Here is a 25,929-nt window from a genome sequence, read left to right on the forward strand (position 1 = left end):
TCTCCACTGTCGTCGAGGCCAGTGGAGATCCTGTGGGAGCGGGTTTACCCGCGAAGAGGCCGGTGCAGGAGAACTCAAACGGTCTTGGCGATGCGCCCGGCCAGCAACGCCCAGCCCAGCAACAGCACACAGAGGATCGCCAGCGGCCATGAGCGCCACTGCAGGTAAGGCGTCAATTGCTGCATCGGCACCACCTCGCCATACAGCACCGCCTGCTGGAACTGCGGAATTTGCGTGGTAATGCGCCCGAACGGGTCGATCAGCGCGGTTATGCCGTTGTTGGTGGCGCGGATCATCCAGCGGCCGGCTTCCAGTGCCCGCATCTGCGCCATCTGCAGGTGTTGCAGGGGGCCGATGGAGGTGCCGAACCAGGTGTCGTTGCTGATGGTCAGCAGCAGGTCGCTGCGCGCCGCCAGGCTCGCCGCGAACTCGGGGTACACCACTTCGTAGCAGATGTACGGCGCGATCTGGTAACCCTTGGCCTGCAACAGCGGCTGGTCTTCGGGGCCCCGGGCAAAGTCCGACATGGGCAGGTTGAAGAACTCGATCGCGCCACGCAGCATGTCTTGCAGCGGCACATACTCGCCAAACGGCACCAGTTTCTGCTTGAGGTAGGTGCCGTCGCCTTCGCCGGTCACGGTAATGCCGTTGTAATAGCGGCGTTGGTGGTGCACCACCTCACGTACGGGGACGCCGGTGATCAGCGCCGAATGCCGCTCGGCGGCAAAGCGGCCCATCACGTCGATGTAGCCCTGGGCCTGGTCCTTGAGCACCGGCACCGCGGTTTCGGGCCAGATCAGCAGGTCTACGGGCTTCGAGGTGAAGGTCATGTCGCGGTACAGCGCCAGCTGTGCGTCGATGTGCGCGGGGTCCCATTTCACCTCCTGCTCGACGTTGCCTTGGATGGCGGCCACCTTGAGCGGATCACCCGCAGGCTTGGTCCAGGCGTGCCCCTTGAGGGCCATGCCCAGAACCCAGGGGGCGAGCAGCAGCACGCCGGCGACGGCCAGGAACGAGGGCCGGGCGCGTAGCCGATGCAGGTTGCACAGCAAGGCAGCGCTAAGCGCCAGGGTGAAGGAAATCAGCCACACGCCGCCTAGCGGCGCCAAGCCCGCCAAGGGGCCATCGAGCTGGCTGTAGCCCGCATAAAGCCAGGGGAAGCCGGTCAGGAACCAGCCTCGGAAGGCCTCTTGCAACAGCCACAGGGCAGCGAAGCACAAGGCATCGGCCAGCGGCGCCTCGTTGCGCCGCAGCCAGCGCGCCCACAGCCACGTGGGCAGGGCGAAGAACCAGGCAAGGGCGGCGAAGAACGCCAGCAGCAGCAGGATCGCCAGCAGCGGCGAAGCGCCGCCGTAGGTGTTCATGCTGACGTAGATCCACCAGGTGCCGGCGCCGTACAGGCCAAAGCCGAAACACCAGCCGCGGCCCATGGCCTGGCGCGGGCTGAGCTCGCGCAGGCCAAGGTAAAGCAGGGCGATGGACAACAGGGCCAGCGGCCAGATGTCGAACGGCGCCAGGGCCAGGAGGGTGGAAGCGCCGGCCGCCATGGCCAGCAGGTTACCGGGCCAGCCGGGGCGGGTGATCCAACGCATGATTGTCCTTAGCGGGTGATCGGTGTCAGGCGCAGCAGGTGAATCCGCCGGCTGTCGGCATTGAGAATGCGGAACTTGTAGGCACCGATCTCGGTGGTTTCGTTGCGCTTGGGCAGGTGCCCGAACGCGCTCATCACCAGGCCGCCCACGGTGTCGAATTCGTCATCGGAGAAGGTGCTGTCGAAGAACTCGTTGAAGTTCTCGATCGGGGTCAGCGCCTTGACCAGGAAGTCGCCGCTGGGCAGCGGCTTGATGTAGCTGTCTTCCTCGACGTCGTGTTCGTCCTCGATGTCACCGACGATCTGTTCAAGCACGTCCTCGATGGTCACCAGGCCTGCCACACCGCCGTATTCGTCGATGACGACGGCCATGTGGTTATGGTTGGCGCGGAACTCGCGCAGCAGCACGTTCAGGCGCTTGGACTCCGGCACGAAGGTGGCCGGGCGCAGCAGGTCCTTGATGTTGAAGCTGTCGCCGTTCTCTTTGAGGATCAGCGGCAGCAGGTCCTTGGCGAGCAGGATGCCCAGCACATCATCGTGGCTTTCGCCGATCACCGGGTAGCGCGAGTGCGCGGCGTCGATCACCGCCGGCAGGAACTCGCGAGGCGATTGGCTGGCCTTGATGCTGATCATTTGCGAGCGCGGCACCATGATGTCGCGCACCTGCAGGTCAGCAACCTGGATAGCGCCTTCGACAATGGTCAGCGCTTCGCTGTCGAGCAGCTTGTTCTGATGGGCTTCGCGCAGCAGCTCAAGGAGCTCCTGGCGGTTTTTCGGCTCATGGGCAAAAGCCTGGGTCAGTTTACCCAGCCAGGACTTTTGCCCGTTGCTCGATCGATCTTCGCTCATGGCGGTTCTCGTGATCCTTGCAGTATCAGTGTGTGATGGTTTCGTCTTCATCGTCGGCATACGGGTCAGGGTGACCCAGTTCTGCCAGCAATTCTCGTTCCAGGGCTTCCATTTCCTCGGCTTCTTCATCGTCGATGTGGTCGTAGCCGAGCAAGTGCAGGCAGCCGTGGATGACCAGGTGCGCCCAGTGGGCTTCCAGGGTTTTGCCCTGTTCGGCGGCCTCGCGCTCGACCACCGCCACGCAGATCACCAGGTCGCCCAGCAGGGGAATATCGAGCAGGTCATCAGGCACGTCGGCCGGGAACGACAGCACATTGGTCGCGTAGTCCTTGTGCCGGTAGGTGTGGTTCAGCTCGCGGCCTTCGGCTTCGTCGACCAGGCGGATGGTCATCTCCGAGTCGGCGCTGCGCTGGCGCAGGGCCAGCTCGCACCAGCGGCGGAAGGCAGCATCGTCAGGGGCGGCGGCGTCCGTGGCCCGTTGCAAGTCAAGTTCAAGCATCTTTGCCGGGTGCCTCTGGCTTGGCCTGACGGCCTTCGAAGCGGTCGTAGGCCTCGACGATGCGTTGCACCAGTGGGTGACGAACCACATCTTTGGGTTGGAAATGGGTAAAGCTGATACCCGGAACGTCCCGGAGCACCTCGATCACGTGCGCCAGGCCCGACTTCGTGCCACGCGGCAGGTCGACCTGGGTGATGTCACCGGTGATCACCGCCGTCGAGCCGAAGCCGATGCGGGTGAGGAACATCTTCATCTGCTCGAGCGTGGTGTTCTGGCTTTCGTCGAGGATGATGAAGCTGTTGTTCAGGGTACGGCCACGCATGTAGGCCAGCGGGGCGATCTCGATCACCTGGCGCTCGATCAGCTTGGCCACGTGTTCGAAGCCCAGCATTTCGTACAGGGCGTCGTACAGCGGGCGCAGGTACGGGTCGATCTTCTGTGCCAGGTCACCGGGCAGGAAGCCGAGCTTTTCGCCCGCTTCGACTGCCGGGCGTACCAGCAGGATGCGGCGCACTTGCTCGCGCTCCAGGGCATCTACGGCACAGGCCACGGCCAGGTACGTCTTGCCGGTACCGGCCGGGCCGATGCCGAAGTTGATGTCGTTGGCCAGGATTTCCTTGACGTACCGCTGCTGGTTGACACCGCGCGGGCGAATGTTGCCCTTGCGCGTGCGCAACGAGACGCTGACCTCGTTGACCGCCGGGTTGTCGATGTTCTCGACGGTCGATTCCTGCAGGTACAGGTGGACCGTTTCTGGCGACAAGTCGGTGGCCTTGGCCTCGCGGTAGAGGCGGCGCAGCAGTTGCTCGGCAGCGGAGGTGGTCTTGGGTTCGCCGATCAGTTCGAACTGATTGCCGCGGTTGCGGATCTCGATGGCCAGGCGTTGCTCGATGAGGCGCAGGTGCTCGTCGAACTGGCCGCACAAGTTGGCGAAACGGTGGGCCTCGAAAGGTTCGAGGATGAAACGATGAGGTTCTATGGGTGCGTTCAAGGTCGTTTTTAGCCGCCCGACGGCAATGGGTGTGAGCTCAAGAATAACCCTTGAATGGCAGTGGCGAAAGCACTGAAACGTTCAACGGTATGTAGGGCCTGTTCTGGCCTATTCGCGGGTGAACCCGCTCCCACAGGTACTGCACAGGTTTCAAGGCCGGTGGAGAGCCTGTGGGAGCGGGTTTACCCGCGAAGAGGCCGGCACTGCTATGATGCGCACCTTTTCTTACGCATGTGTTATCCCGCCAACCATGAGCAAACGCGAACCCGCCATCTATAAAGTGATCTTCCTCAACCAGGGGCAGGTCTTCGAGATGTATGCCAAGCAGATCTACCAGAGCGACCTGTGGGGCTTCCTGGAAATCGAGGAGTTCGTCTTCGGCGAGCGCACCCAGGTGGTGGTCGACCCCAGCGAAGAGAAGCTCAAGAGCCAGTTCGAGGGCGTGATCCGCAGCTTCGTGCCGATGCATTCGATCGTGCGCATCGACGAGGTCGAGCGCTTGGGCACGGCGAAGATCAGCGAGGCCAAGGGCGGCGGCAATGTGATGCCGTTCCCCATGCCGATGCCAGAGAAGTAGGGCGTTTCAAGGAAGTGGCGAGAACGGCGAGCGCCCTTCGGCGTTCTGCAGTTCAAGCAGGTACTTGCGGAAGATCTGGCCGAGCACCTGGGTCGCGTGTTCTAGCTCGTCGCGGGGCATCTGCTCGGTCACTTCGTCGGCCATGTCCAGCGCATCTTCAGCGCCGTTGACCGCGGCCATCTTCAGCAGAATGTAGGCCTGCACGTTATTGGCCTTGACCCCTTCGCCGCGGAAGAACATGGCGCCAAGCCGGTATTGGGCCTGGGCGTGGCCTTGCAACGAGGCCTGCTGAAACCAGTTCAGGGCCTTGTTCAGGTCTTTGGGCGTCTGGGTGTAGTAGTACTCGCCCAGTTCGAACTGCGCCTGGGCATCCCCCGTCGTCGCCGTCTGCTCGCAGGCCTTGAGGGCATTGGCGAGGTCTTCTGGCTGAACATTCAGGGTGCAGCGGCTCGTCGCTGGAATCAGCAATGAGTTACCACCCTCCGCCAGGGCCAGCAGGGGCTGTAGAAGCAACAGGCAGCCCAGGGTCAGGGCGCGGCCGGTGCGGTTCATGGGGATCGACTTACCTCTGCAAAGCTGCGGCCAATGTCTCTGGTGGCACATTATGGGATAAGCAGCGCCAACCTTACAAAGTTTTACGCGAAATTCTGTCGGGTTGGGGAAGTCAGCTGATTGTGTAGGAGCGGCCTTACGTCGCGAAAGGGCTGTAAGGGCGCTCCTACAGGGGCAAATGTGGCGGTTTACTTCAGTGCAGCAAAGGCCTTTTCAGCCGCATCCAGGGTGATCTGCAGCTCCTTGTCGCCATGGGCGATGGAGGTGAAGCCCGCCTCGAACGCGCTTGGCGCCAGGTACACGCCACCGTCGAGCATCAGGTGGAAGAAGCGCTTGAAGCGATCCGCATCGCTGGCCATCACGTCGTCGAAGGTGACGATGTCATCGGCGCCGCTGAAGTACAGGCCGAACATGGCACCCGCCTGCGTGGTGACGAACGGTACGCCAGCGGCATCGGCACGCTGTTGCAGGCCGTCGAGCATGCGGCTGGTGAAATCGGTCAGTTCGGCGTGGAAGTCTGGGCGGCTGATCAGTTTCAGCGTGGTCAGGCCGGCTGCCATGGCCAGCGGGTTGCCCGACAGGGTACCGGCCTGGTAGACCGGGCCCAGCGGGGCGATGCAGCCCATGATTTCGCGCTTGCCGCCGAAGCAGCCGACCGGCATGCCGCCGCCGACGATCTTGCCGAAGGTCGACAGGTCGGGGTTGATGCCATAGTAGCCTTGGGCGCCGCCCAGCGAGACGCGGAAGCCGGTCATCACTTCGTCGAAGATCAACACCACGCCGTGCTTGTCGCACTGCTCGCGCAGGCCTTCGAGGAAGCCCGGGGCTGGCGGTACGCAGTTCATGTTGCCGGCCACCGGCTCGACAATGATGCACGCCACGGTCTGGCCGACGTCAGCCAGGGTTTTTTCGACCGCGGCAATGTCGTTGAACGGCAGGGTCAGGGTGTGTTTGGCGAAGTCCGCCGGCACGCCCGCCGAGCTTGGCACGCCCTGGGTCAGCAGTCCCGAGCCGGCTTTCACCAGCAGGCTGTCGGAGTGGCCGTGGTAGCAGCCTTCGAACTTGATGATGGCGTCGCGGCCGGTGTAGCCACGGGCCAGGCGGATGGCGCTCATGGTGGCTTCGGTGCCCGAGCTGACCATGCGGACCATTTCCATCGACGGCACGAGCGAGCAGACCAGGTCGGCCATCTCGGTTTCCATGGCGGTCGGGGCGCCGTAGGACAGGCCGTGTTGCAGCTGGTTGCGCACCGCATCGAGCACTTCAGGGTGGCCGTGGCCGAGGATCATCGGGCCCCAGGAACCCACGTAGTCGACGTAGCGCTTGTCGTCTTCGTCAACGACATAGGCGCCTTCGGCGTGCTTGAAGAACAGCGGCGTGCCGCCAACGCTCTTGAACGCGCGGACGGGCGAGTTGACGCCGCCCGGGATGTGCTTCTGGGCTTGGGCGAACAGGGTTTCGGAACGGGACATGGGATCTTCTCTCGAAATCAGGAAGCGAACAGGGCGTTGAAGGCACGGGCGCGGCGGGTGACTTCCTGCGCGCTATCGGTACCAAACAGGCCGTGGATCACCGCCAGCAGGTCGGCGCCATGGGCGACCAACGGGGCAGCGTTGTCGAGGGTGACGCCGCCGATCACGGCGATCGGCAGCTTGACCTGGGCGCGGGCCTGTTCCAGCAGGTCGAGGCTGGCGGCCGGTGCGCCCGGCTTGGTCACGGAGTTGAAAAAGCGACCGAAGGCCACGTAGCTGGCGCCTTCGCTGGCGGCCTGGCGGGCCAGGTCGAGCTGCGCGTGGCAGGTCGAGCCGATGATGGCCTCGCGGCCCAGCAACGCCCGGGCCGGGGTCAGCGGGCCGTCGGTCTGGCCCAGGTGCACGCCGACACCCAGGCGTGCGGCCAGTTCGGCGTCGTCGTTGATGATCAGCTGGGTGTCGTAGCGCTCGCACAGTTGCTTCAAGGCTTCGGCTTCGCGCAGGCGACGCGCGGCGTCGTCACTCTTGTCGCGGTACTGCAACAGTCGCACCCCGCCGTCCAGGGCCGCTTCGACATGGGACAGAAAACGGCCGGCGAGCAGCTGGCTGTCGGTGATTGCGTACAGACCGCGTAGCTTCATCTGAAAGCCTCGTATCAGGAGCAGAAATCCAGGGGCAGGCGGCGCGGCACGTACTGGCCCTTGCCCAGTTGCTCGGCGTCACGCAGGGTGCGCCAGGTGTAATCCAGGGCACTGCGCACAGCGCTTTGCAGTGCTTCGCCCAGGGCCAGTCGACCGGCCAGGGCGCTGGCCAGGGTGCAACCGGAACCGTGGTAGCTGCCTGGCAGGCGTTGGCAGGTCCAGGTCAGGCGTTGGCCATCGCGGCTGTACAGGCGGTTGTGTATTTCGTCTTCGTCGCCGTGACCCCCGGTAATCAACAGGTGTCTACAGAACGGCAACAGTTTCTCGGCACACTCGTCGGCAGTGCCTTCAGGCAGCTCGGCGAGAATGCGCGCTTCCGGCAGGTTCGGCGTGGCGATGGTCGCCAGCGGCAGCAGGCGTTCGCGCACGGCGTAACCCACTTCGTCCTTGCCCAGGCGGCCACCGCCACCAGCACGCAGGACCGGGTCGCAGACCAGCGGCAGGTGCGGGTGGGCGGCAAGCAGCTCGGCGACGGTGTCGACCATGTCGATCGAACCGAGCATGCCCAGCTTGACGGCCGCTACCGTGGAGTCAGCCAGCACAGCGTTGGCCTGGGCCAGCACCCACTCGCGGTCGAGCACGCGGAAGTCGGAAACATTGACGGTATCCTGGACGGTCAGGGCGGTCACCGCGGGTGCGGCGTGACAGCCTTGGGCGATCAGGGCTTCGATATCTGCCTGCAAGCCGGCGCCGCCACTGGGGTCGTGGCCGGAGAGACAGAGGACAACGGGGCGGGAGCTGTAGGTATTCATGGGCGGCGAGCTTACCACCAAACCCATTTGTGGGGATCGTCCTACAAACGAGTTTTGCTGATCGACTGGTCAGATTCAGGTGTGATGTTCTGCTGAAAGTATTGATTTAGAGCCTTTTGGTCGCAATTCGAGATGGCCGATTGCCAGGTAGGAAAGCTATGCTAGAGTGCTCGGATAACTCGACAAACGGGTTCTGCCGGATTACGTCGTCTCAAACGGATGGGAGGCAACCGCGACGCGACCGGACAGGCCATGCTGGGGCTGTATGCGCTATTTGCTGATTGTGCTTCTGGGCTTGTTGCCCGTGCTGGCCGTTGCGGTCGACTTCGACGACGCTACCCGCCATCTTCCGCTGGGCGAAACCCTTCAGGTCTTCGAAGACCCTGATGGCAATACCAGCATTGCCCAAGTCAGTGAGCCCACGTTCGCCAACCACTTTCGGGCCCATCACGAGCCGGTGTTGAACGCTGGTTATTCCACGTCGGTGTTCTGGTTGAAGATCGACCTGCGTTACCTGCCGTCGGCCACTGCCACCCCCCGCCAATGGCTGCTGGAACTGGCCTACCCACCTCTGGATCACCTCGAGTTGTACCTGCCCGACAGCACCGGTACTTACCGCCTGGCCCAGCGCACGGGCGACGCCTTGCCTTACGCCAGCCGGCAGATCCGGCAGAACAACTACCTGTTCGAGTTGCCGCTGCCCCCAGGCCAGGCGACCACCGTCTACTTGCGCTTGCACAGCCAGGGGTCGGTGCAGGCGCCGCTGGCGCTATGGTCGGCCGAGGCCTACATGGAGGACCAGCCCACGCGCCTGTACGTATTGGGCATGATCTACGGCGTGTTGCTGGTGATGCTGGTGTACAACCTGTTCATCTACCTCAGCGTGCGGGATGTCAGCTACCTCTACTACATCCTCTACATTGCCTCGTTCGGTCTTTATCAGGTTTCGGTGAACGGTGCGGGGGTCGCCTACTTCTGGCCGGACAGCCCCTGGTGGGCGAATGCCTCGACGCCCTTGTTCATTGGCGCTGCCGGTTTGTTCGGCTGCCAGTTCGCCCGGCATTTTCTGCAATTGGGCAGGATCAGCCGTGGCTTCGACCGGTTGTTGCAACTGTTGATGCTGGGCGGCGGGCTGGTGATGGTACTGGCCGTGAGCATGCCGTATGGCATCGCCCTGCGCATGGCCACGGTGCTGGCGTTGCTGTTCACCGTCAGCATCTTTGCCGCTGGCGTGTATGCCTGGTCGCGCGGTTTGCGGGTGGCGCGCTGGTTCATCATCGCCTGGTCGGCGTTTTTGCTGGGCGGGCTGGTCAACACCTTGATGGTGCTGGGTTACCTGCCGAACGTGTTTATCACGATGTATGCCAGCCAGTTGGGCTCGGCGCTGGAGGTGGCGCTGCTGTCGCTGGCGCTGGCCGACCGTATCAACAGCCTGCGCGAGCAACAGGCGCAGACCCTGCGTGAAACCGGTCGAACCCTCGAGCAGTTGAACCTGCAACTGGCCAGGAGCAACCGCATGAAGGATGAGTTCCTGGCCACGGTCACCCATGAACTGCGCACCCCGATGAATGGTGTGATCGGCTCGCTTGAGCTGATGCACACCCTGCCGATGGAGGCCGAAATGGCCCAGTACCATCGCACAGCGGTCACGTCGGCGCAGAGCATGATGGACATGGTCGACGACATCCTCACCCTCTCCGAGCTACAGGGCGGCCGCTTGCGTGTGCAGGCCGCGCCCTTCAGCCTGCGTAACATGCTGCAAGGCTTGCGAGCCGCGCACGCTGGCCAGGCGCTGGGTAAAGGGTTGTACCTGAGCCTGGACATACCTGCCGATCTGCCAGACGCGCTGCTGTCCGATGCGCAAAAACTGGCCCGTTGCCTGGGTTGCCTGCTGGACAACGGCCTGAAGTTCACCGATCAGGGCGGGGTCATGCTGCAGGTGCGTGGCCAGCGCCTGGGGCCGGACAACCTGGCGCTTACCTTTACGGTCAGTGACAGTGGCATCGGCTTCGATGATCTCGACCAGGCCACGCTTTATCAGCGTTTTTTCCAGGTTGATGGTTCTATGACCCGGCGTTATGGCGGGCTGGGGATCGGCTTGTCGATTTGCAGGCAGATGGGCGAGTTGCTGGGGGCCACGCTGTCGCATGAATCTACGCGCGGGTTGGGGAGCCGGTTCGAGTTGACGATGAAAGTCGCGATATCGCAGGTGCAGTTGCCTCCGCACTCGCAGCAGACGCGTCGCTCCTTCTAGGTGTATCGATAGCGGGCACGACGCGTTTGGGGCTGACAGGCGCCCGCCACGGGAGGTATAGCGCCTGGGAAATCGAGCGCCGCCCGCGCGGCGCTTCGCAGCACAAGGCTGCTCCTACATTTCTTCCGGGCCAGTTATTCCGCGCGATCCCTTGGTGCATGGCGCGATATCGTGTCGGACCAACAAGGCGGTCGCGCGCCGCCCTCACAGGCGTGACTGGCCCGAAACAGATGAGCAGCCTTGTGCTGCGAAGCGCCGCGCGGGCGGCGCTCGGTCTCATAGGCGCTAAATGTGTTGTGGCGAGCACCTGTCAGCCCTGATGCATTCTCAAGACTTGCCCCTGCGATATCTGCACGGGAGCCATGGCCAAGGCGTTGCTGGATGATGCCGAGTTGGGCTTGATGCATTGACTCTTGTACTGGCTGTACCGGCCCTTTCGCGGGTGAACCCGCTCCCACAGGCGTTATGTTTAGACTGAAAGATGCGCGCTCCGTGTGGGAGTGGGTTTATCCGCAACTAGCGTCTTTGGGCGCGTAAGCTTGTTTGTGGTTTGGTATTGTGCCTTTTACTGAAATCATATGTTTTGTCTCTCATTTTATCAGTTTCATTAGGTAATATGCCGCTACCCAGACAACTCCAATAGTGTTTAACGAAGATGCAATGAGTATTTTTCTTCTTAAATACCTAGGGAATTGTAAGTGGTCTTGCTCATTCAGTAGTCCGCTGCGAATGCTCGAAGCGGGGGATCCAATGGCGCCAGCGATTACAGAAATAACTAGAATTCTGGAACCTATTTTTTTCTCTCCCCACATGCCGGTCGCAAATGGAAGACACGCGCTCCGTTGGAGTGCTGAGGTCATTTCTTTATATTGGCGAGAGCAAGCGATGTGAAGGTCAGATGCAAGCCCGATCAAGGCGAGGCAGATAGGAGTGCCTAACAAAAATAGCCTTAGTTTCACGTCAAGGTGATCAATCATTCCCAGAGCCTTCGAAGATTGATTCGCCATGTTTCATGCCGCCAACGCTTCCAGTCAAAGCAGTTTTGCCTATGTGGTGCTAGCTGTATATGAAGTAAGTTATACCAAAGCAGGCTGCGCCTAGGTAAAGTAGATAATTGCAGAGCAGTAGCTGTTTTTTTAAGTTTTTCGGGAATTTGTCGATATCTTTTGGGTCTAGTTTGTTGTGGCGGGTATGCAGATTTTTTATTGGCCAGAATAATACGGCTGATACGACTCCTGTTAGCTGTAGTCGTGAGCGAAGGCTTTGTTTGCCCCATATGGCAACATTCAATTTCAGCCAGTAACTGCTTGGTAATGCAGAAATCATTGTCTCCAGCGTTTTGGGTTGCGCCAAGCGGATATGAAGTGCCAGTCCGGTCATGATCATGAAGCATGATGTTGTCGCCATAAGTAGTTTCATTGTTTTCGCTGAAAGTTCCGTGTATAGGTGCAGCATTGTGCTGCGAAGCGCCGCGCGGACGGCGCTCGATCTCACAGGCGCTAAATGTGTTTTGGCGTTGAAGGCGAGGAAGTTGGCAGTACGGCTTGACGTTTATCGGGAGTCTGCATTGTATTTTCTCTGCAGTGGCTATATTAAAAAGTAGTTGATAGTAAGCCATATAAATCCGATGGTGCTCGTCCATGAAGCGACAACTAATTTTGTTCTCAAATTGCTGGGTAGTTGATCGTAGTCTCGTGCATCCAGTATGCCTCTGCGGATGCTGGACTTGGGGGATGTAATGGCGCCAGTGATCATAAAAATCACCAAAAGCCTCGAACGTATATTTTTTTCACCCCAAAGCGCGACGGCATAGGAGAGGCATTTGCTCCGGGAGAGCGCTTTGGCCATTTTTGCATATTGACTAGAGCAAGCGATGTGAAGGTCAGATACAAGCCCGGCCAAGGCGAGGAAGAAAGGAGTGCCTAACAACAATAGCCTTAGTTTTACGTCAAGGTGGTCAATCATTTTCAGAGTCCTCGAAGATTAATTCTCCATGTTTCATGCCGGCAACGCTACTAGCCAAAGCTCCTGCGCACGAAATCACTATTCCGCATGCGAAAGCGTCATTGATCGGGCTACATCGCTTTCTTGAAGTATAAATAGCTCGCAAATGCTAGTGCTGCTCCAGCGAACATCAACAGTTCGGCTGATTTTAGTTGGCGTTTTAGTTTTTTAGGGAAGTTTTCTACCTCGCGCTTGTCCAATTTGTTCAAGCGGATGTGAATGGCATAGGTTGGCCAGCTCAGCAGGCAGCCAATTGCGCAGGCGAGCCAGAATCGTCCTTTCAATCCAAGAGATTTGAAGGGAGTGGTAATGGAATTCAGATAATAGCTGCTCGACAGTGAAGTGAGCATGGTTTCAAGGTTTTTGGTCCAGGCCAGCCTAGCAATCATGAATATCCCTAGGAATATCATGAACCAAGGAGCCAGTAGCGCTACTATTTTCCAGGCGAAGGGGTGGTTTACTATTTTTAAAATTATATCCATTCTACTCGTCCCGAGGCCTCATTGGCTCTGTGATTTCAAAGACTACCTCGCCGACTTCTTCGCCGGCGGCCATTCCACCCACACTACCAGCCATTGATCCCGCACCTGTTATAGCAATACTGCAAACGGCTGCTCCAATGGGGCCAAAGCCCACGCAAGCTACGATAGCCAGCCTACTGGCTATTGCTCCGGTTATGACGCCACCTGCTACCCCACCCAAAAAATTTCCAGTTTCTTTTAATCTGATTTTTTTGCAGCTCTCAGTATCACCTGCTCGGCAAGCCTCCTTGATTTTTAACAGTGAACTACCACCGCCGAGCGCCATGCCTATATGTCCCCCAGCTTTCAGGTATTTCGACATGCTTGCCAACTTATCCAGGTGGGTTGAATACCCCGGAATTTGCCCCGGTGCTCCAGCTTTGCTCCAATGATGAACAAGGCTCCGGCTGGATATCCCCAATCCTCGACGCAGGGTGTCGTAACTACCAAGCTCCATACGCTTGTTAAGATAACTTACCCTCAGCTTGGCATTCAGTTGCCGGAACAGTTCTTTACGCTCGGCGAAGAACTCCGCGCTGCGCAGGTGTCCATGCTTCGAGAACTGCTGCTGATGCAGCTTTTCGATATTGCGCAGTGTGGTGCCTAGTTCATCTAGCGATTTGGCCATCATCGCCTCGCTCACCCCCATCGCCAGGCTTACATCGCTAAGCAAACCGGCAATCTCGGCCTGGTGACGCATCATGAAGTTGGCTTCTTCGGGTGTCAGCTCTGCCAAGGCTTCACGTGCAAGTTCCGCCGCACTCATCGCGTGCATTTCCTGGCGAGTGCAGGCGTGGCCGTTCCGTGGGTCGCCGATAATGAAAATTTCGCCGGCTTTGAAGCCTTGTTGATAAGTCGGGTTGAGCCTTTTCAACATGGCATCCGGCAGTACCGATTGTGTATCACTCAGCCTAGTTAGCACCTGGTCGTACGACATGCTGCGTGGAATGATGTAAAAGCCTGGCTCTAGCTCTGGCAGCCTGGCAGCTGCGGGCTGGTTAGCATGACGGGTGGGTGTGCTGCTGTTTGTTTGAGAGGCAGCCTGAGGTGTGGGCAATGTGACTGATGTACTTCGGGGATGAGGTCGCTGGTGCATGGGCGCGACTACCCGATTGCTGCCTATGGGGCAACCGCACTGGACCAGTGCGCCATCCACGGCGGTCGGTATCCCGTCCTGCTTCCATCGACGTTCGCCTTCAACGATGGTCCCTTCGTTACCGCAGAGTGGGCAGGGTGTTGTTTTGTCGCCCACCAGCAGCCAGCCGCTCCCGTGTACACGCCCACGTGCCTGGCCGGCGATGCAGATGGCACCTGTGGTGGTCTGGTCGCCGTCGAGTCCCTGGCCTTTGCCAAGGATGTTCATACGCTGGCTCATGGTTCGACGCTTCCTGAAAGGGTGGAAGCCCGAACCTAGCACTCTGGAAACGGCACATTTCACTGGAAGAATGGTTTAGGAAACCTCCTACACGAAATGCAGATTTGGATGTCGTCCGATAATCACCGCCGCAGCCAAATGCCATTCCGATTAGTCATTTTTGTCACTTTGACTGACCCCCAGGGAGTGCTTCACTGGGACTTTCAGGCCTGCACGGATCCAGGAGCTGCCAATGAACCTGCACCAGTACGCTGAAACCCACGAAGTCACCAACCAGCCGCCGTCCCTCGACGGCGCCAACCTGTATCGCCTTGACCAACCCTTACAGGAGTGGTCGCGGCGTTTTGGCGCTGGCTGGGCCGAGTCGCGGATCGATGCGTACGGTGCCTTGGCCGGTGGGCCGCTGATGGCTGCGGGCTTCTTGGCCAACGCGCACAAGCCCGAATTCAGCAGCCACGACCGTTATGGCCATCGTATTGACTTGGTCGAGTTCCACCCGGCCTACCACGAGCTGATGCGCACTGCCGTCGAGCACGGTCTGCCTTCTCTGCCATGGGCAGAACCCCGTGCCGGTGCGCATGTGGCGCGCGCGTCGATGACCTACCTGCACAGCCAGGCCGAAGCTGGCACTGGCTGCCCGCTGACCATGACTTTCGCCGCCGTGCCGGCGCTGCGCCTTCAGCCCGAACTGGCCGAGTACTGGCTGCCGAAAATCCTGGCCTGCGAATATGACCCGCGCAACGTCGGGGACCGGCACAAGGCCGGGGTTACCCTGGGCATGGCCATGACCGAGAAGCAGGGCGGCACCGACGTGCGTGCCAATACCACGCGCGCCTACCCGGTCGGTGCGCCGGGCCCTGGCCAGGCGTATGAACTGGTCGGGCACAAGTGGTTTTGCTCGGCGCCGATGTGCGATGCCTTTCTTACCCTGGCCCAGACCGAAAGAGGCCTGAGCTGCTTCTTGTTGCCCCGCCATCGCCCGGATGACAACCGCAACCAGTTCTATATCCAGCGCTTGAAAAACAAGCTGGGCAACAGCTCCAATGCGTCCAGTGAAGTCGAGTTTCGGGGCGCCCTGGCGTGGATGGTGGGTGAAGAAGGGCGGGGTGTGCCGACCATTATCGAGATGGTCGCCATGACCCGTTTCGACTGCATGGTCGGCTCCAGTGCCCTGATGCGCCAGGCCCTCACCCAGGCCGCCCATCATTGCGCGTTCCGTAAGGTCGGCGGCCGGGTATTGAACGAGCAGCCGCTGATGCAGAACGTGCTGGCCGACCTGGCGCTGGAGAGCGAGGCGGCGCTGGCCCTGAGCCTGCGCATGGGGCAGGCCCTGGAGGAGCTCGATGACCCGCAGCAGGCGCATTTTGCCCGGCTGGTCACAGCGGTGGGCAAGTACTGGATCTGCAAGCGTGCCCCGGCAATGATCAACGAGGCCGCCGAATGCCTGGGCGGGGCCGGGTACGTCGAAGACAGTATCCTGCCGCGGTTGTACCGCGAAGCACCGGTCAACTCGACCTGGGAAGGCTCGGGCAATGTGCAGTGCCTGGACGTGTTGCGGGCGTTGTCCAAGGAGCCGGGGGTGCTGGACGCGCTGTTCACCGAGCTGGGTGATGGCCATGGCGACCCACGGCTGGCTGCGCACATTGGCAACCTCAAGGGGGCGTTCGCCGACACCACTGACATCCAGTACCGCGCCCGTCAGCTGACCGAGGACATTGCACTGGCGCTGCAGGCCAAGCTGCTGCTGGAGGCGGGTAATGCGGTGGTCAGCGATGCGTTCATCGGCAGCCGCCTGGCCGGTGGTGGTCGGGCCTATGGCGCGCTGCCGCGGGGTGTGGATGTGCAGGCGCTGGTGGCAAGGGCCACGCCGGTCTGGCAAGACTGATCAATGGGGGTGTATTTACCCACGAAGGCAGGCAAGATGGTCCACATGCATGTCCAGACAGGAAGCACAGTGTGAGCCACGCTTTTGTAGTCGTTGATACCCCAGAACAGGCCGTCGACCGTCTGGCGGCCCTGCATGAACAGGCCACCGGTGCCCTCAGCCAAGCCCTCAAGCGCTACCTCAAGGACCGAACCGAGCCCGATGCCGACGAGCGCGGGCTGTTCCGTTATCCCGCGCTGCGCCTGACCTATTACAGCCAGGGTGAGGTCGCGGCCACCACGCGTGCCTACGCCAAAGTCCAGGTCGCCGGCACCTACAGCGTCACCGTCACCCAGCCAGCCGCGTTCCGTGGCTATCTGCTCGAGCAACTGCGCCCGCTCATGCACGACTACACCGTGACGGTGGAAGTGGGAGTGAGCGAGCAGAACATCCCGTACCCGTACGTGGTCGACCAGGGCGACGAGCTGGCCGGCAGCGGCATCACCGCCGCCCAGCTGGCGCGGGTGTTCCCCAGCACTGACCTGTCGGCAGCCACCGACAATATCGCCGATGGCCTGTACGACTGGGACAGCACCGAAACCCTGCCGCTGGCGCTGTTCGATGCCGCGCGTGTCGACTTCTCTCTGCGTCGCCTGGTGCACTACACCGGCAGCGACTGGCGGCATGTACAGCCGTGGATTTTGCTGACCAACTACCACCGCTATGTCGACCAGTTCATCAGCCATGGCCTTGAGCAACTACGTGACGACCCGCGTTTCGTGCGCATGGTGCTGCCGGGCAACGTGGTGATCGAAAAAGGCATGGACCATGGCGAAACCCAGGCCCTGGTGGCCAGCGTGGTCTGGCACCGTTACCAGATGCCGGCCTACCACCTGATCGCCGCCGATGGCGACGGCGTGACCTTGGTCAACATCGGCGTCGGCCCTTCCAATGCCAAGAACATCACCGACCACCTGGCCGTGCTTCGCCCGCACTGCTGGCTGATGATCGGCCACTGCGGCGGCCTGCGTCAGTCGCAGACCATCGGTGACTATGTGCTGGCGCATGCGTACATGCGGCGCGACGGCATTCTTGACCGTGTGGTGCCGCCAAACATTCCGATCCCGGCTCTGGCCGAGGTGCAGATGGCCTTGCAGGAGGCGGCAGCACAGGTGACCGGCGAGCGCGGCGAACAGCTGAAAAAGCGTCTGCGCACCGGCACCGTGTTGACCTATGACGACCGTAACTGGGAACTGCGCTGGGCCCAGGAGCGGCCATTGATCAACCTGTCACGTGCGGTGGCGGTGGACATGGAGAGTGGCACCATAGCCGCCCAAGGCTACCGCTTGCGGGTGCCGTACGGCACGTTGCTGTGTGTCTCCGACAAGCCGCTGCACAGCGAGATCAAGCTGCCAGGCTCGGCCAACGCGTTCTACAACCGGGCGGTCAGCCAGCATTTGAAGATCGGCATTGCCGCCCTCGACCTGCTACGTACCGAGCTCAATTCGTTGCACTCGCGTAAACTGCGCAGCTTCGATGAGCCGCCGTTCCGCTGAGGATCCATGCCCCTGCCACCCCGTTCCAAGCCGCGCCGCCCTCAGGCGCGGCCTGCCGACCCGCGTCGCCAGCCCAAGGCGCCGCCGGCCGAGCCGCGTTTGATCCTGTTCAACAAGCCGTTCGACGTGCTGACCCAGTTCAGCGATGGTGAAGGGGCGCGCGACCCTCAAGGACTTCATCGACATCCCGGGCGTCTACCCGGCCGGGCGCCTGGACCGCGACAGTGAAGGCCTGCTGCTGCTGACCAACCATGGCGGCCTGCAGGCGCGCATCGCCGACCCCAAGCACAAGCTGGCCAAGACTTACTGGGTACAAGTGGAGGGTGAGCCGAGCGACGAGCAGTTGCAACGCCTGCGCGATGGAGTGATGCTCAATGACGGCCCGACCTTGCCGGCCGAGGCCCGCCGCCTGGATGAACCTGAACTGTGGCCGCGCAACCCGCCGGTACGTTTTCGCAAGAGCGTGCCGACCCATTGGCTGGAGTTGGTGATTCGCGAAGGGCGCAACCGCCAGGTGCGGCGGATGACGGCGGCGGTGGGGTTGCCTACCTTGCGCCTGGTGCGGGTGCGGATTGGCGACTGGACGCTGGACGGGTTGGACCAAGGCTGTTGGCGCGAAGTGCCAGCCAAACTAACTCGGTAGGAGCAGCCTTGTGCTGCGAAAGGGCCGGTATGTTCGACCTAGATCTTGGCGAGCGGCCAGGGGCCCCTTCGCAGCACAAGGCTGCGCCTACACACCCTCCAGAAAAGCCACCACCACGCTCTTGATGATAAAGGCCAGTACCCCAAGCCCCAGCACGAAGAACAGGATCAGGGTGCCGAACCGCCCGGCCTTGGACTTTTTCGCCAGGTCCCAGACGATAAAGCCCATGAAACCGATCAACACGGTGACGAGGATGATCATCATCCATTCTTCGAATACGGCGGGATCCATCAGTGTTCTCCAGGCAGGCTGAGCGCTCGATCATACGCCGGGCGATGAAGTATTCAACGCAGGTGGGTCAATGGAAGCTCGGTACTGGCCAGTACCTGGTTCAGCACGAAGCTCGAACGCACGCTGGTGACGCCTTCGATGCGGGTCAGGCTGCCGAGTAGCAATTTTTGATAGTGGTCCATGTCCGGTACCACCACCTTGAGCTGGTAGTCGGCGTCCATACCGGTGACCAGGCTGCATTCAAGCACCTGGGGCAAGTTGCGAATGGCGGCCTCGAAGGTCTCGAAGCGCTCTGGGGTGTGGCGGTCCATGCCGATCAGTACATAGGCGGTCAGGCTCAACCCCAGCTTCTTGCGATCGAGCAGGGCAACCTGGCGCGAGATGTAGCCGTCGTCCTCGAGTTGTTTGACCCGACGCGAGCACGGCGAAGGCGACAAGCCGATGCGTTCGGCCAGCTCCTGGTTGGAAATGCGCGCATCGCGCTGCAGTTCGGCGAGGATGCTCAGGTCGTAGCGGTCAAGTTTGCTCATGGAATATGCCTTTTCTGTTCAGATTGCGATGAATTATCAATCTAAGGTGAAAAATTGCGCAAGTGCTATTTATCTGAGCAATCTTCGCAATCCTCTGTCGCCCTCTGCCCGGTATCTTTATCCACAGAATCACTGCCCGGACATCAGTCCACGGCGACGCGCTCTAGGCGAGCGGTCGCGGCCCAGCCATCCAACAGGATCCGCCAGGCCCCCGGGCTACACACCGTCCAGAAGACGGCGTGAGGTGAGCCGGCGCCACAAGTGCCGAGCACGGACGACAATTCCCAAAGGGAGGCCCAACGGCCTCCCTTTTTTCATGTCCGCGATTTTAAGTTGCCGGTGTGGCCGGCGCGGTAGACTGGCAGCGGCTGCAGTCATTTTGATCGAGAGGGGCACCATGAAGTCGCGCATCTGGCAGTGGGCAGGTGTTGGTTTGGTTACGTTGAGCATCAGCCTTGGCGCTGTGGCGCAGGGGCCTGATGAGGGGCATGGCGGGGGCCATGGCGGCAACGGGCCACAGGACCCGAACGGCGCCGCCGCGGGCCGCTCCCCGCTCAACTCGCGCGACGAAGTACGCCAGACCCAGCCCCCGCGCCAGGGTTATTACCAGGACATCCCCCGGCACAATGGCGATAACCGCTATTGGCAAGCCGGTGGGCCGGGGCAGCGGCCGGGCGGTGACTGGCAGGGGCGCCCGGACGGCCATGGCAATGGCTGGGGGCCAGGGCCGCAGTATCGCCCAGGGCAGACCATCGACCGCTTCCCGGATCGCCACTGGAAGGTGCCTTACCGCGGGCACGACTACTTCTATTCGGGCGGCTATTGGTATCGACCGCACGGCGGCAGTTACATCGTCGTGGCACCGCCTTATGGTGCGCGGGTGGAGTACCTGCCGGCGTATGCCCGTGAGGTGTGGCTGGGTGGGGCGCTGTTCTTCCTGGTAGCCGATACCTATTACCAGTACTTGGCGGACAGCCGCGAGTATGTGGTGGTGAACCCGCCGATGGCTGCACCCGCGCCTGTTCCACCCGCAGTTGGCGGCTACGACGTGGTGGCTTATCCAATGTATGGCCAGGGGCAGGAGCAGCAGGAACAGGACCGCTACCAGTGCCACCGTTGGGCGGTGAGCCAGTCAGGCTTTGACCCGGCGACGGCGGCCTATGCACCCCCTTTGAATGTGACCGATACCTACCGGCGTGCGCTGGGCGCTTGTTTCAGCGGGCGGGGTTACAGCATCAACTGAAATTGTCGCTGAATGATCCGGCCCTATCGCCGGCAAGCCGGCTCCCACAGAACTGTGCAGTGCTCAAGGCCTGCGTTTTCCTGTGGGAGCAACTGTCTTGTGGGGCTTGTGCCGGCCTTATCGCTGGCAAGCCAGCTCCCACAGGTGCGGCGCTAGGCTTTGAGGCTACACAGTTCGGGTGGGAGCCGGCTTGCCGGCGATAGGGCCGGACAGGATTACACCGGGTCGGCGTGCACCATCACATCCGCCTGTGGATAACGCTGGCGAATCACCTCCGATGCCGCCACGCACAGACTGTGCGCTTCATGCAGCGCCAGCTCGCCCGGCAACTCCAGGTGCAACTGCACGAACCACTGGTTGCCCGAAACCCGAGTACGCACATCATGCACCCCCTTCACGCCAGGGATGGCCAGCACCAGGGCGGACATCGCCTCGCCCACATCGCCCGGCAGCTCCTTGTCCATCAGGATGGCGGTGCTCTCCCGCGCGATCTGCAGCGCACTCCAGAGAATGTAGAAGGCAATGCCCAAGCCGAACAGGGCATCCAGTTGCGACCAGCCAAACTGGGTCAGCAGCAAAGCCAGCAAGATGCTGCCGTTCAGCAGCAGGTCTGAGCGGTAGTGCAGGGAGTCAGCCCGCACCGCAGTGGAGCCGGTCAGGCGTATGACCTTGTGCTGCAACGCCAGCAAGGCAACGGTCAAGGCCAGTGAAAGCAGCATGACCGCGATGCCGACGCCCGTGTCACCCAAGGGTAGCGGGGTTTGCAGGCGTTCGACCGCCTGTACCCCGATCAGCACCGCGCTGACTGCGATGAACAGCGCCTGGGCCATACCCGCCAAGGCCTCGGCCTTGCCGTGGCCAAACCGATGGTCGTCATCGGCCGGGCGCAGGGCGTAATGCACGGCGAGCAAGTTGAGAAACGAGGCGACGGCGTCCAGTGCCGAATCGGTCAACCCGGCCAACAGGCTGACCGAGCCGCTCAGCCACCAGGCCAGCGCCTTGCTCACGACCAGGATGCTGGCCACCGCCAGTGACGCGCGGGTGGCCAGGCGCAGCAGGCGCTGGTGTTCAGCCGGGGTGATCATGCCGGGGCGATGTCCTTGTCTGGGTCAGGCAGCCGGTACCAGCTGGTAGGCGGCCAGTTGCTCGACGCTGCCACGGTGCTGGATCAGCCGTGGGTCGTTCAGCGGCAGGCGCTGGCCCAGTTCGCTTTCAAGAATGGCCTGCAGCTTGAGGTTGTCGACCTTACCGTCCGGGCTTACCGCTTCGCGCAGTTTCTCTGGGGCGACCTGGGCTGTGCGGCCACCTGGGTAGTAGATGGCGCCGGTGGCAAAATCGATGCCGAAGGCGATCAGCCCGGGGATCACGTAGAAGAGAATGCCGATGGCATCCATGGCGGCGACCACGGGGTCGATCTTGCCGTCGATCTGGCCGCGGCGGTCTGGGTAGAACAGCGTGCCGCAGGCCGTCAGCTGGGTCAGCAAGGTGACGATGAGGGCGCCGCCGATGACACGGGATGGGATACGCATGTAAATCTCCGAAAAGGTATTCAGCAGGGCAAGCGAAGCGCCAGCACCTGATGCTAAGACCATGATAGAGCAGGCTGGGTTCGCCGTTATACTCGCCCGACTGTTCGAGGACCACCATGATTTCATTACCGATCGATACTGTTTTGCCCGCCTTGCGCCAGGCCCTGGAAAACCGCGACGAAGCCGTGCTCGAAGCACCGCCCGGCGCCGGCAAGACCACCCGTGTGCCCTTGGCATTGCTGGACGCGCCGTGGCTGGCCGGGCAAACCATCGTGATGCTCGAACCACGCCGCTTGGCCGCCCGCGCGGCGGCCGAAAGGCTGGCCAGCGAGCTGGGTGAAAAGGTCGGGGAGACCGTGGGCTACCGCATTCGCCTGGACAGTAAGGTCGGGCCGAAGACCCGTATCGAGGTGGTCACCGAGGGTATTCTCACCCGCCGCTTGCAGGCAGACCCTGCGCTGGATGGCGTGGGGCTGTTGATCTTCGACGAGTTCCACGAACGCAGCCTGGACGCTGACCTGGCCCTGGCCTTGAGCCTCAATGGGCGTGAACTGCTACGTGACGAGCCGCCCCTGAAAATCTTGCTGATGTCGGCGACGCTGGAGGGCGAGCGGCTGTCGCGGCTGCTCGACGATGCGCCGGTGGTCAGCAGCGAAGGCCGCATGTACCCGGTGGATATCCGCTGGGGTCGGCCGTTCCAGCCGGGCGAGTTCATCGAGCCGCGGGTCGTCGAGTGCGTGCTCCATGCGCTGGCGGACCAGGCCGGCAGTGTGCTGGTATTCCTGCCCGGCCAGGCCGAAATCCGCCGCGTTCATCAGAGCCTTCAGGACATGCTGGGCGAACGTTCCGACATCCTGCTTTGCCCATTGCACGGCGAGCTCGACCTCAATGCCCAGCGTGCGGCGATCGACCCAGCCCCTGCCGGCAAGCGCAAAGTGGTGCTGGCCACCAACATCGCCGAAACCAGCCTGACCATCGACGGCGTGCGCGTGGTGGTTGATGCCGGCTTGGCACGGGTGCCGCGCTTCGACCCCGGCAGCGGCATGACGCGGCTCGACACCCAGCGTATCTCTCGCGCCAGCGCCACCCAGCGCGCCGGCCGGGCTGGCCGCCTGGAGCCGGGGGTGTGCTACCGGCTGTGGTCCGAGGCCCAGCATGACCAGTTGGCGGCGCATGGCAGCGCAGAAATCCTCCAGGCCGACCTCGCCGGCCTGGCCTTGCAACTGGCCCGGTGGGGCGTCACGCCTGATCAACTGCGCTGGCTGGACCAGCCGCCCGCGGCGGCGTTCTCCCAGGCCCAGGACCTGCTGGCACGGCTCAGTGCCTTCAAGGCGGGCAGCCGCGACAACCTCAGCGAGCACGGCCAGGCCATGGCCGAACTGCCGGCCCACCCACGTATCGCCCATTTGCTGCTGCGCGGGCAGGGTCTGGGCTTGGCGGCCATGGCCTGTGATGTCGCGGCCTTGTTGGGTGAGCGTGATATCCAGCGCGGGGGTGGCGCCGACCTGCACAGCCGGCTGGCGCTGATCAGCGGTGAAAGCAAAACAGCCCGAGGCGGGCAGGGCGGCGTGCAGCGTGCGCGGCAGCTGGCCCGCCAGTACCGGGGGCTGCTGCGTGGCAAGGCGGGTGCCGGGGTTGCCGACCCTGATCATCCACGCTGGTTGGGCGCACTGTTGGCGCTGGCCTACCCAGACCGGGTTGCCCAGCAGCGCCGCGAGGGCGGTGCCGAGTATCGCCTGGCCAATGGCCGCGCGGCCCTGTTCGCCGAGGTCGATGCCTTGATGAAATGCCCCTGGCTGGTGATTGCCGACCTGGGCAGCCGCCAAGGCCAGCGGGAAGAACGCATTTACCTGGCGGCCGAGTTCGACCCCGCACTGCTGGACGACGTGCTGGCCGAGCAGGTCGAGCGTATTGATATCCTCGACTGGGACGACCGCGAGCAGGTGCTGCGCGCCGAGCGCCAGACCAAGGTCGGCGAACTGGTGCTCAGCCGCGAGCCGTTGCCTGGCCTGGACGACGACGCCCGCGCCAGAGCCCTGCTCGGCCTGGTACGGCGTAAAGGCTTGAACCTGCTGACCTGGACACCCGAGTTGCGCCAGTGGCAGGCGCGGGTGGCGTTGTTACGTCAGCTGGACCTGGACAAGACCGGGCAAAGTGAATGGCCAGATTTAAGCGACGAAGCCCTGCTGGCGACCCTGGAAGGCTGGCTGCAACCCTACCTGGGCAAAGTCTCCCGCTTGAGCCATTTTGCCGCGTTGGACCTGTCGTCGATGCTGCGCAACCTGTTGCCATGGCCCTTGCCACAGCGCCTCGACGAATGGGCGCCGGCGCACCTGGCCGTGCCGTCCGGCTCGCACATACGGCTGGACTACAGTGAAAACCCGCCCATCCTCGCCGTGCGCCTGCAGGAGCTGTTTGGCCTGGCAGACACGCCACGCATCGCCCAAGGGCGACAGCAGGTCAAGTTGCACCTGCTATCGCCAGCACGCCGGCCCGTTCAAGTGACCCAGGACCTGGCCAACTTCTGGCGCACGACCTATGCCGAGGTGAAGAAGGACCTCAAGGGCCGCTATCCCAAGCACTATTGGCCGGATGACCCGCTGGTGGCCGAGGCCACGGCGCGGGCCAAACCGCGGGGTACCTGAGCTACTGCCTCAACCGATCTGCTTGAGCAGGAAAGGGGCGACCACGCCCTGATCTACGTTGAGAAATGCAATCCCGTCCCCGTTGTAATGCTGATCATTGTGCATGGCGCCAACCCGGTGGCCCCTGTGGTCACGTAGATAGCAAACGAGGCCTTCCTCGGTCATGTGCAAGGGTTCGATTTTCCAGAAGTCGGTCACCTCGGCGTTCCAGTAGAAGCCGAGGTAGCCGTTGCGGCTAACACCCAGTTTCTTGGTGCGCGGATACCATGGAATGCAGAGGTGATAATGCAGTCGATCCTCGGTCTGGGAGTCGAAATGGAAGTCCACAGTTGGCGAATCTTCTCGTCCTCCAACTTGCAGCCAGTCCTCTTCGGGCGTGCCCCAGGTGGGATTGTCGCTGTTGCGGCTCAACCGCAGCGCAATATTGCGACCGCCAGACCGCATGTACAATTTGCCGCGGAACGACTTGGCGTGGCTCGCTTGAATGTCTTCGTCCATGGTGCTTTCTCGTGTTCAATTGAGGAAGCACGCACGTTAGACAGGCATGGCAGGCAGGGGCAGCGTGAACCTTTTCACGGCACTGCTCTCAGCTGCTGGCTGGAGACTCTAGCAGCATGAACAGGCGGTACAGCATTACGGTGCTGAACAGCTGCAAAAAGCCGCTGAGGCTGTCCATGGCCAGTTCCATGCCGGGGGACGGTACCGGGAAGGCCATCAGCAGAAACCCGGCGATCAGCCAGATCGGCGCCAGCACCGCCAGCACGCAGATCATGATGCGCAGGAAGTTGCTGGTGGTCACCCGCGCACTTTCGCGCATCGCCTGCACTACCGGCAGGCCCCGCAGTACCAGCAGGTATTCGGCGAACACCAGGTTGATCGTGACCTACGCGCCCGGGAAGATGAACAACGCCAGGCCCGCTATGATCGGCAGGACCAGTTGCGGCCACAGTTGCATCCACGCCGTGCGCCTGCAGGAGCTGTTTGGCCTGGCAGGCACGCCACGCATCGCCCAAGGGCGACAGCAGGTCAAGCTGCACCTGCCCGCTAGTGGCCGAGGCGACAGCTCCAGTGAAGCCCAAAAATCCTGATGTGGGGATGAGGATGTCGCGGGGGGGCGTAGCGGATCTGTCTTCGCAGTGATTGAGCCGTCATCCACGAATCAATGTTCGTACGAATATCTTGTTTCGGATGTGACAAATAAGATCTAACAGGGAAGCACATGTGTTGGTGAGTTATTAAACTTGATTAATAATTTTTTGAATTCCACCTTTCCGTTTTTTTAATCACGTGGTTGGCCATTTCGACACAGCCCCCCCCCCCCCCCCCCCCCCCCCCCCCCCCCGGACCATGAACTCATAGTGGACATCGCTGTCGTTATCCATACTTCAGTCCTTCATCTATGTTCTAAATTTATCCGGCGCTTCCCCATGGCTCTTGTGGCTTATTTGTGCTCGGTATTCAGGAGGTAGGCTTTTGGTCTGTTACGCTAT

At 61.8% G+C, this 25,929-nt stretch carries 22 protein-coding genes and 3 pseudogenes; 8 read left to right on the forward strand and 17 right to left on the reverse strand.

Annotated features, from left to right (window positions below):
- Positions 1-74 precede the first annotated feature (74 nt).
- The 4 genes from lnt to AB7M33_RS12085 are packed head-to-tail and all read right to left on the reverse strand — an operon-like array spanning position 75 to position 3,930.
- Positions 75-1,592: an apolipoprotein N-acyltransferase gene (gene lnt, locus AB7M33_RS12070; protein WP_099430532.1), complete on the reverse strand. Its 1,518-nt coding sequence runs from the start codon at positions 1,590-1,592 to the stop codon at positions 75-77.
- An 8-nt stretch (positions 1,593-1,600) separates the two neighbouring features.
- Positions 1,601-2,440, reverse strand: a complete 840-nt coding sequence (locus tag AB7M33_RS12075; RefSeq protein WP_027592624.1) for an HlyC/CorC family transporter — start codon at positions 2,438-2,440, stop codon at positions 1,601-1,603.
- Positions 2,441-2,465: 25 nt separating this feature from the next.
- Positions 2,466-2,939: an rRNA maturation RNase YbeY gene (gene ybeY / locus AB7M33_RS12080; protein WP_099455387.1), complete on the reverse strand. Its 474-nt coding sequence runs from the start codon at positions 2,937-2,939 to the stop codon at positions 2,466-2,468.
- Complete coding sequence (locus tag AB7M33_RS12085; RefSeq protein WP_027592626.1) at positions 2,932-3,930, reverse strand: PhoH family protein; 999 nt, start codon at positions 3,928-3,930, stop codon at positions 2,932-2,934. The genes ybeY and AB7M33_RS12085 overlap by 8 nt, the downstream gene beginning before the upstream one ends.
- Positions 3,931-4,180: 250 nt before the next feature.
- Here AB7M33_RS12085 and AB7M33_RS12090 point away from each other — a divergent pair, with 250 nt between their 5' ends.
- Positions 4,181-4,507, forward strand: a complete 327-nt coding sequence (locus tag AB7M33_RS12090) for a DUF1820 family protein (protein WP_027592627.1) — start codon at positions 4,181-4,183, stop codon at positions 4,505-4,507.
- A 6-nt stretch (positions 4,508-4,513) separates the two neighbouring features.
- Here AB7M33_RS12090 and AB7M33_RS12095 read toward each other — a convergent pair whose 3' ends face one another.
- The 4 genes from AB7M33_RS12095 to AB7M33_RS12110 all read right to left on the reverse strand — a co-directional run bounded on the left by AB7M33_RS12095 (position 4,514) and on the right by AB7M33_RS12110 (position 7,984).
- Positions 4,514-5,059, reverse strand: a complete 546-nt coding sequence (locus AB7M33_RS12095; protein ID WP_027592628.1) for a tetratricopeptide repeat protein — start codon at positions 5,057-5,059, stop codon at positions 4,514-4,516.
- A gap of 188 nt (positions 5,060-5,247) precedes the next feature.
- Positions 5,248-6,531 (reverse strand): glutamate-1-semialdehyde 2,1-aminomutase, encoded by a 1,284-nt coding sequence (gene hemL, locus AB7M33_RS12100; protein WP_454242885.1) that lies wholly within the window; start codon positions 6,529-6,531, stop codon positions 5,248-5,250.
- Between the two features lie 17 nt (positions 6,532-6,548).
- Entirely contained in the window at positions 6,549-7,172 is a 624-nt protein-coding gene (thiE, locus tag AB7M33_RS12105; RefSeq protein ID WP_027592630.1) for a thiamine phosphate synthase, read from the reverse strand.
- 14 nt (positions 7,173-7,186) lie between these two features.
- A complete protein-coding gene (locus tag AB7M33_RS12110; RefSeq protein ID WP_085272375.1) occupies positions 7,187-7,984 on the reverse strand; it encodes a hydroxymethylpyrimidine/phosphomethylpyrimidine kinase in 798 nt (265 codons plus the stop codon).
- Between the two features lie 265 nt (positions 7,985-8,249).
- Between AB7M33_RS12110 and AB7M33_RS12115 the strand changes: the two genes are divergently transcribed.
- Positions 8,250-10,238, forward strand: coding sequence for a sensor histidine kinase (locus AB7M33_RS12115; protein WP_454242886.1), 1,989 nt, complete (start codon positions 8,250-8,252; stop codon positions 10,236-10,238).
- Between the two features lie 973 nt (positions 10,239-11,211).
- Here the strand turns inward: AB7M33_RS12115 and AB7M33_RS12120 are convergent.
- The 3 genes from AB7M33_RS12120 to AB7M33_RS12130 form a co-directional block, all read right to left on the reverse strand.
- Positions 11,212-11,880: a hypothetical protein gene (locus AB7M33_RS12120; protein ID WP_454242887.1), complete on the reverse strand. Its 669-nt coding sequence runs from the start codon at positions 11,878-11,880 to the stop codon at positions 11,212-11,214.
- A gap of 433 nt (positions 11,881-12,313) precedes the next feature.
- Entirely contained in the window at positions 12,314-12,724 is a 411-nt protein-coding gene (locus AB7M33_RS12125) for a hypothetical protein (RefSeq protein ID WP_099430526.1), read from the reverse strand.
- A gap of 1 nt (position 12,725) precedes the next feature.
- Positions 12,726-14,138 carry a PAAR domain-containing protein gene (locus AB7M33_RS12130; protein ID WP_454242888.1) on the reverse strand — a complete coding sequence of 471 codons (1,413 nt, stop codon included), beginning with the start codon at positions 14,136-14,138 and terminating at the stop codon, positions 12,726-12,728.
- 232 nt (positions 14,139-14,370) lie between these two features.
- Here AB7M33_RS12130 and AB7M33_RS12135 point away from each other — a divergent pair, with 232 nt between their 5' ends.
- The 3 genes and pseudogenes from AB7M33_RS12135 (at position 14,371) to AB7M33_RS12145 (ending at position 18,201) form a co-directional block, all read left to right on the forward strand.
- Positions 14,371-16,023, forward strand: a complete 1,653-nt coding sequence (locus tag AB7M33_RS12135; protein ID WP_454242889.1) for an acyl-CoA dehydrogenase family protein — start codon at positions 14,371-14,373, stop codon at positions 16,021-16,023.
- A gap of 71 nt (positions 16,024-16,094) precedes the next feature.
- Positions 16,095-17,558 carry an AMP nucleosidase gene (gene amn, locus AB7M33_RS12140; RefSeq protein WP_027592636.1) on the forward strand — a complete coding sequence of 488 codons (1,464 nt, stop codon included), beginning with the start codon at positions 16,095-16,097 and terminating at the stop codon, positions 17,556-17,558.
- Between the two features lie 6 nt (positions 17,559-17,564).
- Positions 17,565-18,201, forward strand: a pseudogene (locus AB7M33_RS12145) (pseudouridine synthase).
- Between the two features lie 87 nt (positions 18,202-18,288).
- Here AB7M33_RS12145 and AB7M33_RS12150 read toward each other — a convergent pair.
- Entirely contained in the window at positions 18,289-18,492 is a 204-nt protein-coding gene (locus AB7M33_RS12150) for a DUF2788 domain-containing protein (RefSeq protein WP_027592638.1), read from the reverse strand.
- Between the two features lie 53 nt (positions 18,493-18,545).
- Positions 18,546-19,022 carry an Lrp/AsnC family transcriptional regulator gene (locus AB7M33_RS12155; RefSeq protein ID WP_003249795.1) on the reverse strand — a complete coding sequence of 159 codons (477 nt, stop codon included), beginning with the start codon at positions 19,020-19,022 and terminating at the stop codon, positions 18,546-18,548.
- A 397-nt stretch (positions 19,023-19,419) separates the two neighbouring features.
- Between AB7M33_RS12155 and AB7M33_RS12160 the strand changes: the two genes are divergently transcribed.
- Entirely contained in the window at positions 19,420-20,265 is an 846-nt protein-coding gene (locus AB7M33_RS12160) for a DUF6515 family protein (protein WP_454242890.1), read from the forward strand.
- Between the two features lie 215 nt (positions 20,266-20,480).
- On the opposite strand, the gene AB7M33_RS12165 is transcribed toward AB7M33_RS12160, so the two are convergent.
- Both AB7M33_RS12165 and AB7M33_RS12170 read right to left on the reverse strand, forming a co-directional pair.
- The gene (locus AB7M33_RS12165; protein ID WP_454242891.1) at positions 20,481-21,350 is read right to left on the reverse strand and encodes a cation diffusion facilitator family transporter; all 870 of its coding nucleotides are present in this window, start codon (positions 21,348-21,350) and stop codon (positions 20,481-20,483) included.
- 24 nt (positions 21,351-21,374) lie between these two features.
- Positions 21,375-21,794: a hypothetical protein gene (locus AB7M33_RS12170; protein ID WP_027592641.1), complete on the reverse strand. Its 420-nt coding sequence runs from the start codon at positions 21,792-21,794 to the stop codon at positions 21,375-21,377.
- A gap of 116 nt (positions 21,795-21,910) precedes the next feature.
- Here AB7M33_RS12170 and hrpB point away from each other — a divergent pair, with 116 nt between their 5' ends.
- Positions 21,911-24,439 (forward strand): ATP-dependent helicase HrpB, encoded by a 2,529-nt coding sequence (gene hrpB, locus AB7M33_RS12175; RefSeq protein ID WP_454242892.1) that lies wholly within the window; start codon positions 21,911-21,913, stop codon positions 24,437-24,439.
- A gap of 9 nt (positions 24,440-24,448) precedes the next feature.
- Here the strand turns inward: hrpB and AB7M33_RS12180 are convergent, their stop codons facing one another.
- Both AB7M33_RS12180 and AB7M33_RS12185 read right to left on the reverse strand, forming a co-directional pair.
- On the reverse strand, positions 24,449-24,937 hold the full coding sequence (locus tag AB7M33_RS12180) for a hypothetical protein (RefSeq protein ID WP_085272353.1): 489 nt from the start codon (positions 24,935-24,937) through the stop codon (positions 24,449-24,451).
- 88 nt (positions 24,938-25,025) lie between these two features.
- A pseudogene (locus AB7M33_RS12185) lies at positions 25,026-25,394 on the reverse strand (hypothetical protein); the annotation flags it as partial.
- Between AB7M33_RS12185 and AB7M33_RS12190 the strand changes: the two are divergent.
- Positions 25,393-25,479 (forward strand): annotated as a pseudogene (locus tag AB7M33_RS12190) (ATP-dependent helicase C-terminal domain-containing protein); the annotation flags it as partial. The pseudogenes AB7M33_RS12185 and AB7M33_RS12190 overlap by 2 nt on opposite strands.
- Positions 25,480-25,929: the final 450 nt, after the last annotated feature.

It is taken from the genome of Pseudomonas sp. Y3 TE3536 (assembly GCF_053629175.1).